The sequence below is a fragment of the Candidatus Chloroploca asiatica genome (assembly GCF_002532075.1).
GTDB classification, from domain to species: domain Bacteria; phylum Chloroflexota; class Chloroflexia; order Chloroflexales; family Chloroflexaceae; genus Chloroploca; species Chloroploca asiatica.
This window is the reverse complement of the sequence record NZ_LYXE01000030.1, coordinates 1-12,153: the sequence shown is the minus strand read 5'-3', so window position 1 is coordinate 12,153 and position 12,153 is coordinate 1. Positions and strand designations below refer to the sequence as shown.

At 57.7% G+C, this 12,153-nt stretch carries 10 protein-coding genes and 5 tRNA genes; 8 read left to right on the top strand and 7 right to left on the bottom strand.

Annotation, left to right across the window (positions count from 1 at the left end):
* From A9Q02_RS24770 to A9Q02_RS02315, 4 genes are all read right to left on the bottom strand, one after another.
* Positions 1–83: GTP-binding protein (locus tag A9Q02_RS24770; protein WP_245860208.1), on the bottom strand; the 83-nt coding region annotated here is incomplete at its 3' end.
* Positions 84–183: 100 nt separating this feature from the next.
* Positions 184–259 (bottom strand) — tRNA-Thr (locus A9Q02_RS02325).
* 45 nt (positions 260–304) lie between these two features.
* Positions 305–390: transfer RNA gene (locus A9Q02_RS02320), tRNA-Tyr, on the bottom strand.
* A gap of 19 nt (positions 391–409) precedes the next feature.
* A tRNA-Thr gene (locus A9Q02_RS02315) sits at positions 410–485 on the bottom strand.
* Positions 486–880: 395 nt separating this feature from the next.
* Here A9Q02_RS02315 and A9Q02_RS02310 point away from each other — a divergent pair.
* From A9Q02_RS02310 to A9Q02_RS02300, 3 genes are all read left to right on the top strand, one after another.
* A tRNA-Leu gene (locus A9Q02_RS02310) sits at positions 881–967 on the top strand.
* A 34-nt stretch (positions 968–1,001) separates the two neighbouring features.
* Positions 1,002–1,075, top strand: a tRNA-Gln gene (locus tag A9Q02_RS02305).
* 153 nt (positions 1,076–1,228) lie between these two features.
* Positions 1,229–2,383: a PAS-domain containing protein gene (locus A9Q02_RS02300; protein ID WP_172450543.1), complete on the top strand. Its 1,155-nt coding sequence runs from the start codon at positions 1,229–1,231 to the stop codon at positions 2,381–2,383.
* Between the two features lie 79 nt (positions 2,384–2,462).
* Here A9Q02_RS02300 and A9Q02_RS02295 read toward each other — a convergent pair whose 3' ends face one another.
* Positions 2,463–2,831 (bottom strand): hypothetical protein, encoded by a 369-nt coding sequence (locus tag A9Q02_RS02295; RefSeq protein ID WP_097650754.1) that lies wholly within the window; start codon positions 2,829–2,831, stop codon positions 2,463–2,465.
* Between the two features lie 106 nt (positions 2,832–2,937).
* On the opposite strand from A9Q02_RS02295, the gene A9Q02_RS02290 reads away from it, so the two are divergent.
* On the top strand, positions 2,938–4,158 hold the full coding sequence (locus A9Q02_RS02290; RefSeq protein ID WP_097650753.1) for an aminotransferase-like domain-containing protein: 1,221 nt from the start codon (positions 2,938–2,940) through the stop codon (positions 4,156–4,158).
* Positions 4,159–4,303: 145 nt separating this feature from the next.
* Here A9Q02_RS02290 and A9Q02_RS02285 read toward each other — a convergent pair whose 3' ends face one another.
* Positions 4,304–5,584, bottom strand: coding sequence for a S41 family peptidase (locus tag A9Q02_RS02285; protein ID WP_097650752.1), 1,281 nt, complete (start codon positions 5,582–5,584; stop codon positions 4,304–4,306).
* A 133-nt stretch (positions 5,585–5,717) separates the two neighbouring features.
* Entirely contained in the window at positions 5,718–6,512 is a 795-nt protein-coding gene (locus A9Q02_RS02280) for an enoyl-CoA hydratase (RefSeq protein ID WP_097650751.1), read from the bottom strand.
* Positions 6,513–6,614: 102 nt separating this feature from the next.
* On the opposite strand from A9Q02_RS02280, the gene A9Q02_RS02275 reads away from it, so the two are divergent.
* The 4 genes from A9Q02_RS02275 (at position 6,615) to A9Q02_RS02260 (ending at position 12,018) form a co-directional block, all read left to right on the top strand.
* On the top strand, positions 6,615–7,712 hold the full coding sequence (locus tag A9Q02_RS02275) for a tRNA-queuosine alpha-mannosyltransferase domain-containing protein (protein ID WP_097650750.1): 1,098 nt from the start codon (positions 6,615–6,617) through the stop codon (positions 7,710–7,712).
* Between the two features lie 8 nt (positions 7,713–7,720).
* Positions 7,721–8,713 carry an ABC transporter ATP-binding protein gene (locus A9Q02_RS02270; protein ID WP_097650749.1) on the top strand — a complete coding sequence of 331 codons (993 nt, stop codon included), beginning with the start codon at positions 7,721–7,723 and terminating at the stop codon, positions 8,711–8,713.
* A complete protein-coding gene (locus A9Q02_RS02265; protein ID WP_245860206.1) occupies positions 8,706–10,253 on the top strand; it encodes an ABC transporter permease in 1,548 nt (515 codons plus the stop codon). The genes A9Q02_RS02270 and A9Q02_RS02265 overlap by 8 nt, the downstream gene beginning before the upstream one ends.
* 406 nt (positions 10,254–10,659) lie before the next feature.
* On the top strand, positions 10,660–12,018 hold the full coding sequence (locus A9Q02_RS02260) for a TrpB-like pyridoxal phosphate-dependent enzyme (RefSeq protein WP_097650756.1): 1,359 nt from the start codon (positions 10,660–10,662) through the stop codon (positions 12,016–12,018).
* The last annotated feature ends 135 nt before the right edge of the window (positions 12,019–12,153 follow it).

The window sequence follows — 12,153 nt, the reverse complement described above, 5'->3', positions numbered from 1 at the left end:
AGGGTCGTCTTGCCATGGTCTACGTGCCCAATCGTGCCGATGTTTACGTGCGGCTTCGTCCGCTCGAATTTCTGCTTCGCCATGAACTCCTCGTGCTCCTTAAAAATAACGCGACTCGCGCCTGCATCAGCTGGCACGAGCATCTTATGCACGGCAACCTAACGTGCCCCGTCTGAGCAGTTCTGGAGCCTACGACGGGACTTGAACCCGTGACCTCGTCTTTACCAAAGACGTGCTCTACCAACTGAGCTACGTAGGCATTGTCAAGGCAAAACCCAGCAAGCCTGGGTTTCACGTTTACAAGTGGTGGGCCGGGCAGGATTCGAACCTGCGAAGGCGTAAGCCAACAGATTTACAGTCTGCCCCGTTTGACCGCTCCGGAACCGACCCACACGATATATGTCTGTGATGGAGCCGACGCAGGGAATTGAACCCTGAACCTACGGTTTACAAAACCGTTGCTCTGCCAATTGAGCTACGTCGGCAAGCAGGTTAAAGTCACCGTCCGACCACAGCCTGAGCATTGTAGCATAACCACGCAAATCATGCAAATAAAGCATAAGTTGTTGAGTTGTAAGTGATCACCTTGCTTTGGAGAGCACGAGCGTGCCGTCCTAAAGGGGTGGAGTTGCCTGGAGGGAGCTGCCCGCCGCGGCGGTTCGTACCACGCCATGGTGGGCGCAGGCAGGATCCGGCAGGGTCCATGCCTGCCTTCCCGCGTGCGCGGGAAGGCAGCGGGTGGTCGCAGGTGTCCAGGCCGTTCCGTGGGTGGACGTGGGGAAGCAACCCTTTGAGGGCAGTACGCCCTCGCTACCAGGGACAAGATTATATTTGACAAATAGCCACGAGTACGCTATCATAACAGCCGATTGGTTTTCATGCCGAAGTGGCGGAATTGGCAGACGCGCTACGTTCAGGGCGTAGTGAGGGCAACCTCGTGTGGGTTCGAGTCCCACTTTCGGCACCAATCTGGTTTTTTGCTAAAGTTAACACGGCTGTAGTGGGGCATAGTTTAACGGTAGAACGCCTGATTCTGGATCAGGTAGTTGGGGTTCGAGTCCCTGTGCCCCAGCCAATCTCAAAACCGTTGCGTACGGGACAGTACGCAACGGTTTTTTTCTAGTTTTTTCTGGTGTGCTGCGCAACCTTTGTTTCACGACTTCAGTGACTGCGCCCTGTTTCAGGAGTGTCTGTTATGTCCGAGTCGGCTGAATCTCACGGTACTTCAATGCTGTCATCATTCGCCACCTTCATCGCGTATCTTCCCGAACCATGCGCACTGGTTGATGCTACCGGCCATCTGGCAGCGGTGAATCCGGCCTGGAGCGATATGTTTTTTGATACCGGGCTTGGTCAGCCGTTGACTGAGGCTGTTGCGCGACTCTTTGCCTGGGAACCAGCTCACTTGCAGCAAATGCTGGTGGAATTGAACTATCTCCAGGCTGATGAGCTTCATCGTGTTAGTTTTGACGCTGCCCTTGCCGAGCCGCCTGATCGGTGGGTCAATGCAACCCTTGCCAGGACTGATCACGGGTTCTGCCTCTGGCAACTCAGTGAGGTGACACGCTGGCAGATGGTCGAAGCTGCAACCCATCAGTTGCTTGAGCAGTTTCGCGATGCGATCGAGAGTATTTCTGATGGCTTTGCGCTCTATGACCGGGAAGAACGTCTCGTGTTTTGCAATCGTCGCTATCGCGAGATCTATCCGCTGTGTGCGGATCTGTTGCGCCAGGGGCGGAGTTTCCGCGAGATTCTGCGTGTCAGTCTCGAGCGGGGGCAGTTTATGCTTGCCAGTGATACGGTTGAGGCGTTTTTTGCTCACCAGTATGCCCAGTTTCGTGAAGGAACCTCTAGTGAGTACCAACTCACTGATGGACGCTGGATCCGGGCGGTCAATCATCAAACCGATGATGGGGCTACGGTCGGTATTCGGACGGATATTACTGAGCAACGGCTGGCTAGTGCGTTGCGTGAACAGACTGCAGCTCAGGAAGCCACTATTATGGCGCAGTCAACGTTGCTGGCCGAACTCTCGACCCCCCTGTTGCGGATCAGTGCGCGTACGCTTGTCTTGCCCCTGATCGGGGCGATTGATGGCGCACGTGCGAATCGTGTTGTTGAGCATCTGCTCAATGCCGTTGAAGAGCAGCAGGCTTCACTGGTGATCCTCGATATCACCGGTGTGCCGGTGGTCGATACCTATGTTGCTGGTTTGATGATCCAATGTGCCCGCGCTATACGCTTGCTCGGGGCACGTATGGTGCTCACCGGGATTCGCCCTGATGTCGCTGAAACACTGGTGACGCTTGGCATTGACCTCGGTGAGATTGTGACACGAGCGAGTCTGCAGGATGGGGTGCGTTATGCTTTGCGTGAGGGGTAGTTGTTGTTGCCCCACGTTCAGACCGCTGGGAAGGTGAGCGGGATGTTTTCTTCCCCTCTGCACAAGAAAACTAGGCCCCTTAGACTGCCGTCTCAAAGGCTCGCAGCACCATGACGAGCACCATCAGACAGATGCCCGTGAGCAGGATGGCTTCGCGCTTGCCTGTTCGTTGCTGAGTATAGTGGAGCGTCGCGGGTAGAACCGCGACGATGAAAAGACCGTAGATGCTATGCAACGCAAAATAGATCGGATTGGGCACCCGCAAAAGGGAGAGCAAACCCAGGATACTCTGAGCAATGAGGAGAAGTTGTGCGATCCAGAGACCTGCGGTGTACCCGTTGCTAAACCGGCCCCGTAGGATGCTGATCAGCCCCCAGCAGATGAGTACTACCAATAAGCCGGAAATAGTTAGTTGGAGACGGCTATGCAAGGCCGCAAGGCGTTCCATACGCTGCATTCTTGTATCTAGGACATGGGAGCGTAGCCCCATTCGTGTGAAGGCAAGCTTCAGGTTGGATGTTCGTGTTCGCGATCATTCTTGAGGAGTATACCGCATGGACTCGGTCTGGACGAATCGAATTGCGGCTGGTGCCGCAGAGATGCATAGCTCGGCGATCCGTGATCTGCTGAAGGTAACGGCCCAGCCTGAGATGATTTCGTTTGCTGGTGGGTTGCCTGCCCCCGAGCTTTTTCCGGTTGAGGAGATCGCCGCCGCCGCCGAACGGGCGCTGGTTGAAAGTCCGCTGGTCACCTTGCAGTATGGCCCGACTGAGGGTTTTGGCCCGCTGCGCGAGTTGCTGATGACTTGGATGGCCCGCCTTGGCATCACGGTGCCTGCCGATCAAGTACTGGTGACGTCAGGTTCGCAGCAGGGTCTGGATATGGTAGGCCGCCTGTTGATTGATCCCGGTGCCCTGGTTGCGGTCGAAGAGCCTACGTATATGGGGGCTCTCCAGGCTTGGCAGACGATCCGCCCCCACTATTTGAGTGTGCCGCTTGACGACCAGGGGCTTGATGTTGATGCCCTCGAAGCGCTGCTCGCTGCTGGGGCGCGTCCGCGCTTTCTCTATGTTGTCTCTTGTTTCCAAAACCCCACCGGTGTGACCCTGGCCCATGAGCGCCGCCGACGTTTGATCGAGTTGGCCTCCCGCTATACATTGCCGATCATCGAAGATGACCCCTATGGTGAGCTCTACTATGAGGGGTCGCGAACAACGCCTCTGGCGGCGCTCGATATTGAACTGCATGGCGAGTTGCGCCATGTTGTCTATCTGGGGACGCTCTCGAAACTCTTGTCACCAGGGATGCGGGTAGGTTGGATCGTTGCCCCGCAACCACTGGTTGATCGGTTGGTGATGCTCAAGCAGGGGCTCGATCTCCACACTGGCAGCATGGCGCAGGTGGTTGCCTATTATGCCTGCCGTGATGGCTTGCTTGAACAGCACACCCCGCGCCTGCGCGATCTCTACCGTGAGCGCCGCGATGTGATGCTTCAGGCGCTTGATCAGACGTGTGCAGGTGTGGAGGGCATGCATTGGACGCGTCCCGGTGGCGGGATGTTCCTCTGGGTGCGTTTGCCGGCTGAGCTTGAGGCCGAGCCGCTTTTGCAACAGGCGGTGGCCGAGCATGTGGCGTTTGTTCCAGGACGAGCGTTTCACCCCGATGGGGGTGGGGGCAGTACGATGCGACTGAACTTTTCGCATAGCAACCCGATGCAGATCGAAGAGGGAATTCGGCGTCTTGGAGGGGTCATTCTGGCGAGTCTGGCGCTCTAGCCTCCAGCCAGAGGTCACAACGTAAGGTGAGAGCCCCTAAGACCTCGCCGGTCTTAGGGGCTCAGGCTTGTAGAAGGCAGAGATGCTGAGCTACGCTGAGCATGATCATGCGTCCCCTTCACGCGTGATGGGGACAACGTGCAGGTTACCGGGTGCCGACCGTTTCAGTGGCAAGTTTGAGGGCGCGGACGAGTTGCAGATCGTCACTGTTCATGATCTCGTCGAGGCTCAAGTTTTCAAGATCGGTGGGGCGTAGCGGGATCACATCAAAGGGGAGCCGCACCTCTTCGTCGGGGGTGATGCCCTGGCCACGGATCAAGGCCCCATCGGGGGTGAGCCATTGCTGGGTGCCGAGCAAGAGGCGGCTGCCATCGCTGAGGCGGTAGGGGGTCAGGACGGTACCGGTGCCAAAGGTTGTCTCACCGATCAGCATACCGCGCTCAGCCGATTGAAATGCCCCCGAGACGATCTCGGATGAACTGGCCGAGTTGGTATTGATCAAGACGAAGAGGGGCAGATCAAGCGCTACCCCGCCGCTCCGTGTTGTGCGGCTCGTGCGGCGTCCCTGCCGGTCTTCTTCCTGCAGCACAACGGTACCAGCGGGGAGAAACTGACTGGCGACTTCCACCGCCTGGTCGAGCAAGCCACCGGGGTTATTGCGCAGATCAAGAATCACGGCACGCGCGCCCTGTTCGCGTGCCGCCAGCAGGGCCTCGCGCATCTGGCGACCCGAATTCCCATCAAACGAACTCAAGCGTACGAGGGCGACGTCTTCTGGCAAGAGGTACCAACTCACACTTGGGACAACCACCTGATCCCGTACCACTGCGACCTCAAATGGTTCGGGAAGCCCACCACGTTGCAAGAGCAGCGTAACGGTCGTGCCTTTGGGTCCACGCACCCGGGTGCGGAGGAGATCGATGGACCAGTCGGTGGTTGGATCGCCATCGACAGCGAGGATGGCATCACCGGGCAAAATACCGGCTTGCTCGGCGGGCGAGCCTTCGATCGGGGCAACGATCATCGTTTGACCATCGCGCACATCAATATAGGCCCCGATCCCTTCAAACGAGCCACTCAACGACGTGTCCCAGGCTTCAGCCTCGCTCGCGGTCAAAAACCGGGTATGGCCCTGGTCACCGAGGCTATCAACCATGCCCGTGATTGCGCCGGCGATCATCACCTCGGGATTTGCGGCTTCGGGATCGACAAAACGTGAGCGGGATAATTCCCAGGCTTCCCAGAAGACCGCAAACTCCTCACAGACCTCAGGGCTTTCGGGGCAGGCAACGGGTGAACGATTGGCCAAGAAGCCGACCAGCAGACCGACACCGAGACCTCCGGCCAGGACTATTACAAGCAATGCGCTCACCACCCAGAGTGGCAAGCGCAGACGAAGAAACGCAAAAGGCGACTGTTCAGCCATATGATGTTATCCTGTTATTATTAACTATCTTCATCCAGTATAACACCGGCTGATTGCTCGCAAGATGAAAGCATGGTTAGATCGCAAGGCTGCCCAGGATGGGCAGCCTTGCCGATCGGTAAGTGATACGCACCTACCGATCACTCCATTGGGGTGGGCGTTTTTCGAGGAAGGCACAGATGCCTTCCTGGGCATCGGCGAAGGTGGCATTGAAGGACATGACTTCTTTGGCGTACCCGTAGGCCTGATGCTGGGGCATGTTGATCTGGCGATAGAAGGCCTGTTTGCCGATACCAATCACGGCGGAACTGGCCGAGGCGATCTTCTGCGCCAGGGCAAGGGTCGTTGTTTCGAGGTCGGCGACAGGCACCACGCGGTTGACCAGGCCAAACTGGTGCGCCTCGCTGGCGCTGATCGGGTCGCCGGTCAAGAGCATTTCGAGGGCAAGTTTGGCTGGCACGGCGCGACTGAGCGCCACCATTGGGGTTGAGCAGAAGAGGCCTATTTTCACCCCTGGTGTGGCAAAGCGGGCATCGTCGGCGGCAACCACAAGGTCACATGTGGCGGCCAGTTGGCACCCTGCGGCCGTGGCAATACCGTGGATCTGGGCAATGACGGGCTGCGGAATCGCTTGGATCGTCTCCATGAGGATGGTACAGGTATCAAAAATATGACGGTAAAACTCGGGGCTGCGTCCGGTCATTTCATTCAAATCATGACCGGCACAGAAGGCTGGGCCTGCGCCCCGGAGAATAATTACCCCGATGTCGCCGCGTCGTCCCAGAGTGCGAAAGGCGTCGATCAATTCTTCCATGTGTTCGAGCGAGAGGGCATTGCGCCGTGCGGGGCGATTCATTGTGGCGATAGCGATGCGGTCTTCGACGGTGAGCAAAATATGCTGATAGGTAGGGACAGGGCTGGTCGTCATTGACAACTCCTTCTTGCTTGGCGCTGCTAAGGCTTCTCGCGAGCAATGGTACAATCTTCAGGTCAAGTGCGCAAGCAGTGCGTGAGGGATAGGACGGCAATCGTGCGGATTCTGTGGCTTGATCCTTTTCATGGTGGATCGCATGCGGCGGTGGCTGCCGGCTATGCGGCGCGCAGTACGCACCAAGTGACGCTGCTGACGTTGACGACCAATGGGGGGTGGCGCTGGCGGATGCGTGGTGGTGCGCTTACGTTTGCGCGGATGGTGCGCGAGCGGGTTGAACGACCTGACGTGATCATCGCGAGTGATATGCTTGATCTCGCCACGTTTCGTGCGCTGACAGCGGATCTGCTCGGCGGTGTGCCGGCCTTGGTCTATTTTCATGAAAATCAATTGACCTACCCATTGCCGCCGGGTCGCCAGCGTGATCTCAGTTTTGCCTGGATCAACTATACGTCGGCGCTGGTGGCCGACCGGATCTTGTTCAACTCGGCCTTTCATCAGCGTGAACTACTTGGGGCCTTGCCGGGTCTGGTGCAGCGCTATCATGATTACCACGAGCTTGATCTGGTGAACCAGCTTGCCACAAAGAGTAGTGTGCTTGCGCCGGGGATCGATCTCGCGTCGCTTGAGCAGCGTGAGGCGATAGACCCGCCCTCAGGCCCACCGATTTTGCTCTGGAATTCACGCTGGGACTATGATAAACAGCCCGAGCTCTTTTTTGCTGCGCTCGAGATCCTGGCAGCGCGAGGGGTGGCTTTTCGCCTGATTGTGGCGGGTGAGCATATTGATCCGCGTGCGCCGTTGTTTCTTGCCGCTCGTGAACGCTGGGCCGATCATCTGCTGCACTGGGGGTATGCGCCTGACCGAGCCACCTATGCGCGCTTGCTGCACCAGGCTGATCTTGTGGTGAGTAGTGCGGCCCAGGAGTTCTTTGGGATTGGGGTCATCGAGGCGATGGCGTGCGGTTGCGAACCTGTACTACCAAATTATCTCAATTACCCTGATCTTTTGCCGACGTTGTGGCACAATACATGTCTCTATGATCATCGTGGAGGAGCCGTCGCCCTTGCCGCAGCGCTTGAGGCGGCACTCGCACGGGTAGGTGTGATCTCGCGTGCGACCTGGCAAGCGCTGGCTGCACCATACGATTGGCAACAGATGATACCGCTCTATGATCGGATTTTTGGTGAAGGATAGCGCATACGATGACTGCTGCGTCAAAACAACTTGCCATTCATGCTGAAGGGGTCGAGGTCGACTTTGGCAATGGGGTTGGTATTTTCGACCAGACCTACAGCGTCCCTGAGGGCACCATTCTCGGCATGATTGGCCCGTCGGGATGCGGCAAGACAACCACATGTCGGGTTGCCCTCGGCTTGCTTACCCCGCAGCGAGGCACGATCACCACGCTCGGGCGTACGCCAAACCGCTTTACTGCTGGCGATCGCGAACGGATCGGGTACATCCCGCAGCAATTTGTGCTCTACCCACGGTTGAGTGTGGCCGAGAATATCTCGTTTGTTGCCTCACTCTATGGCATGTCGACGCGACAGATCAAAGTGCGGATGGACGAATTGCTGGCTTTTGTTGATTTGACCGAGGCGCGGGATCGTCTGGGGCAGAATCTTTCCGGCGGCATGCAGCGCCGCCTGATGCTTGTGGGTGCCCTGATGCATGATCCAGCCCTTCTTTTTGCCGATGAGCCGACGGCTGGCATTGACCCGGTCTTGCGTCAGCGCTTCTGGGAGTATTTTCGTCGTCTGCGCGACGAAGGGCGTACGTTGGTTGTCACCACGCAGATCGTCAGTGAAGCGATCTACTGCGACTATGTTGCGGTGATGCGGCAAGGGCGTATTCTGGCGGTTGATACACCAATGGGCCTGCGGCGACGCGTGCTTGGCGGCGAGATCATTGATTTGACCCTTGAAGATCCAGAGAATATCGGGCGGGCGCTGGCAACGCTGCGCCGGTGGCATGATGTGGTCAAGAGCGTACGGGTTGCCCCCAACAGCGAAGCTGACCTGCATGTTGTGGTGGAGGATGCCCGCGAATACCTGCCCGAGGTCTTGAATCGCCTGGAAAATCAGCGCCCACGGATCGTCGTTGCTAGCGCTGCACCGCTCGACGTGAGCTACGACGACATCTTTATCCGGTTGATGGAGGAAGCGCAGGCACCGCAGGAGGCTGATCATGGCTGAGCTTTCGGACAAGCCGGTTGTGGCGTCGCGTGAGACGATGATGACTCCGGAATGGCAACGCTGGTTGATCCGGGTGCGGGCCTATTTCTGGAAAGAAGTCAACGAAATTCGCCGCCAGCCGCTCTTGATCCTGAGTCTGATTGTTGGGCCATTGCTGGTACTCATCCTCTTTGGCAGCACCTATGTCAACAGCAACCCGCGTGTGCGTACGGCGGTTGTTCTTCCCGAAGAGGGCATTCCTGGTCTGGAAGAAGAACAGTTGCGCCAGGTGATCGGGCTGAACTTTGATCTGCGCCTGATTACCAGGAATGAAGCCGAAGCCGAGGCGCTGTTAGCAGCAGGGGCGATTGATCTGATCCAGGTGTTGCCCGACAATATTTTTCAAACGATGCGGGGCGGCGTGAGTCCCGAGATCGCCTTTACCGCTAATGTGATCAACCCACTGGTGGAAGGATGGGTGCAATACCTTGCCTATGCGCAAGTGAACGAGATCAATCGGGCGCTGCTGGTAGTGACGACGGCGCGTGCTCAGGAAGAGGCGGCTGGGATACGGGTGCGGGTGGTTGATTTTGAGGGCAAGATTCTTGAATTCGAGCAGGGCATTAGTGAAGCACGGAAAGAAGCAGCGGAACAGGATCTGAAAACCTTCATTGATTTCCTTGATGAGCTGAATCGGATCCTGCCCCCTCAGGAGGTGCTGGCGCAGCACTCGGATGAACTGGCCCAGTTGCGCCCGATCCTGACAAGGGTGCGCATTAGTCTCCGTGATGTGCGGCGTGCTTTGCTTGATGAGACCCTGACCGAGGGGTTGCTCGAATTGACCAATACCCGGAATGATCTGCAATTGTTGAGCGGAACGCTCGAGATTTTTGTCAATATCGCCCCTGATCGCCTGGTCTCGCCAGTCAAACTGAGCTATCGCAATCTCAGGGGGAGTGCGTATTCGGCGGTTGTCTACTATTCGCCTGGCGTGTTAGCTCTGCTGGTGCAGCACACAGCGATCACGCTGGGGGCGCTTGCGCTGGTACGTGAACGATTGATGGGTGCGTTTGAGGTTTTTCGGGTTGCCCCGGTCAGCCTGCACCAGTTGATCATCGGCAAATATTTGGGCTACATCGTCTTTATTGGTCTTGCGACCCTGGCTCTGATCATCGCCATGTTGGTGATTGGCGTCCCCTTGCTGGGCAACTGGCTCCAATTTGCCGGTCTGACCCTCTTGTTGATCATCGCCTCACTTGGCGTTGGCTTTCTCATCTCGACGCTTTCGGGTTCTGATAGCCAGGCGATCCAACTTGCGATGATCTCGCTTTTGCTCTCGATCTTCTTTAGCGGCTTTTTTATCAGTGTCGAGAGTTTCGCCCCCGTTGCCCTGCCGGTGGTCTATGCCATCCCGATGAGCCACGGGTTGGCCGGGTTTCAGTACCTGATGCTCCGAGGTTTGCCCCCCTCACTAGGCAGTTGGCTTGGCCTGAGCTTGATTTCCATCATTACCTTTGGCCTTGTCGTCATCATCACTCGCCGCCAGTTGCTGCGGGCGTGAACACGTACCAATTTTTGCATTTTTGATAGCCGCGTGCTATACTCACGCCAAGTAAAGATCAATGACTGTGAACGGGAAGAGTACACACGGTACGGCGGCCCAGCGATCCGGTAGATGGTGTGAGGCCGGAGCGCACGGCGGTGTGGAATGGACCCGGGAGTCGCGGAGCGAACTGGTACCGCTGGTGCCATAGTAGGAGCCGCCGGACATGCCACCGTTAGCAAGGCAGATGGTATAGAGCGTGGGTAATTGTGCGCAGTTACTCGGCCAGTACCAGGTGAGTGCGTAGTCAGTGATGGCTGCGAACGAGAGTGGCACCGCGATCTTTTCGCCTCTCGCCCCTGTTAGGGGTGGGGGCTTTTTTGTTGTCTGCAATCCTGCGTTGAGTGAGACAAGGAGCATGCTGATGGAGACGGTCAAGTATCTGTTGAGTGAACGTGAGATGCCGGAGTTCTGGTATAACATTGTCGCCGATCTGCCGGTGCCACTGCCGACAGTGTTGCATCCCGGGACAAAACAGCCGGTTGGGCCTGCTGATCTTGCCCCGCTCTTTCCTATGGCCCTGATTCTGCAAGAGGTGAGCACTGAGCGCACGATTGAAATTCCTGATGAGGTGCGTTCGATCTATCGCCAGTGGCGCCCGACGCCGCTCTATCGAGCCCGTCGCCTAGAGAAGGCTCTCGATACGCCGGCGAAGATCTACTATAAGTACGAGGGTGTCAGCCCCGCAGGGAGCCACAAGCCGAATACGGCCGTTGCGCAGGCGTATTACAACAAGCAAGAGGGTGTCAAGCGCCTCGTCACCGAGACGGGGGCCGGCCAGTGGGGTTCGTCACTCGCCTTTGCTGGGGCGCTCTTTGACCTCGAAGTGCTGGTCTATATGGTTAAGGTCAGTTTTAACCACAAGCCCTATCGCCGGGCGTTGATGGAGACCTATGGGGCACGGGTGGTCGCGAGCCCGAGCGAAGAGACGGCGGCAGGGCGGGCGATCCTCGCTGAACATCCCGACAGCACGGGCAGCCTGGGCATCGCGATTAGCGAAGCGGTCGAGGTGGCGGTGCAGCGCGATGATACGCGCTATGCGCTCGGCAGTGTGCTCAACCATGTGCTGTTGCACCAGACGGTGATTGGGCAAGAGGCGATGGCGCAGCTTGAGCAGGCCGGTGATTATCCCGATATTATTGTGGGGTGTACCGGCGGCGGTAGCAACTTTGCCGGGATTGCCTTCCCCTTTATTGGGGCGAAGATGCGTGGCGAGCGTGATGTGCGGGTTGTGGCGGTTGAGCCTGCTGCGTGCCCAAGTATGACCAGGGGCAAATATGCTTACGATTATGGTGATACTGCGGGCATGACGCCGCTGGTGAAGATGCATACGCTTGGTCATACCTTTGTGCCGTCCGGTTTCCACGCTGGAGGGTTGCGCTATCACGGGATGGCCCCGCTCGTCAGTCACTTGCTTGAACTGGGCCAGATCGAGGCCACCAATGTGCAGCAACTCGAGACCTTTGCGGCTGGCATCCAGTTTGCCCGTGCCGAGGGCATTTTGCCGGCCCCCGAGGCTAACCACGCGGTCGCCGGGGCGATCAACGAAGCGCTGCGCTGCAAAGAAGAGGGCGTTAGCAAGACGATCCTCTTTAACCTCTGCGGCCACGGCCACTTTGATATGACTGCCTATACCGACTATATGGCGGGTACGTTGAAGGATTTTGAGTATTCGAGCGAAGAGGTTGCGATGGCGCTTGCTGGTTTGCCAAGCGTTGGGTAGAAGTGTTGCGGTAGGGGGCCAAGGCGTGCGCCTTGGCCCCCTACCGCGGGAGGGCAGGTTTCGGCGGCGGTGATGCCGATTAGTTCCAGCGGCGAAGGCGTGCATCTTGGCCCCCTACCGCGGGAGGGCAGGTTT

What these genes read in the sequence shown, in the direction of transcription:
- A9Q02_RS02300 (WP_172450543.1), top strand. Translation starts at nt 1,229, where the DNA reads ATGCTGTCATCATTCGCCACCTTCATCGCGTATCTTCCCGAACCATGC.
- A9Q02_RS02295 (WP_097650754.1), bottom strand. Translation starts at nt 2,831, where the DNA reads ATGGAACGCCTTGCGGCCTTGCATAGCCGTCTCCAACTAACTATTTCC.
- A9Q02_RS02290 (WP_097650753.1), top strand. Translation starts at nt 2,938, where the DNA reads ATGGACTCGGTCTGGACGAATCGAATTGCGGCTGGTGCCGCAGAGATG.
- A9Q02_RS02285 (WP_097650752.1), bottom strand. Translation starts at nt 5,584, where the DNA reads ATGGCTGAACAGTCGCCTTTTGCGTTTCTTCGTCTGCGCTTGCCACTC.
- A9Q02_RS02280 (WP_097650751.1), bottom strand. Translation starts at nt 6,512, where the DNA reads ATGACGACCAGCCCTGTCCCTACCTATCAGCATATTTTGCTCACCGTC.
- A9Q02_RS02270 (WP_097650749.1), top strand. Translation starts at nt 7,721, where the DNA reads ATGACTGCTGCGTCAAAACAACTTGCCATTCATGCTGAAGGGGTCGAG.
- A9Q02_RS02265 (WP_245860206.1), top strand. Translation starts at nt 8,706, where the DNA reads ATGGCTGAGCTTTCGGACAAGCCGGTTGTGGCGTCGCGTGAGACGATG.
- A9Q02_RS02260 (WP_097650756.1), top strand. Translation starts at nt 10,660, where the DNA reads ATGGAGACGGTCAAGTATCTGTTGAGTGAACGTGAGATGCCGGAGTTC.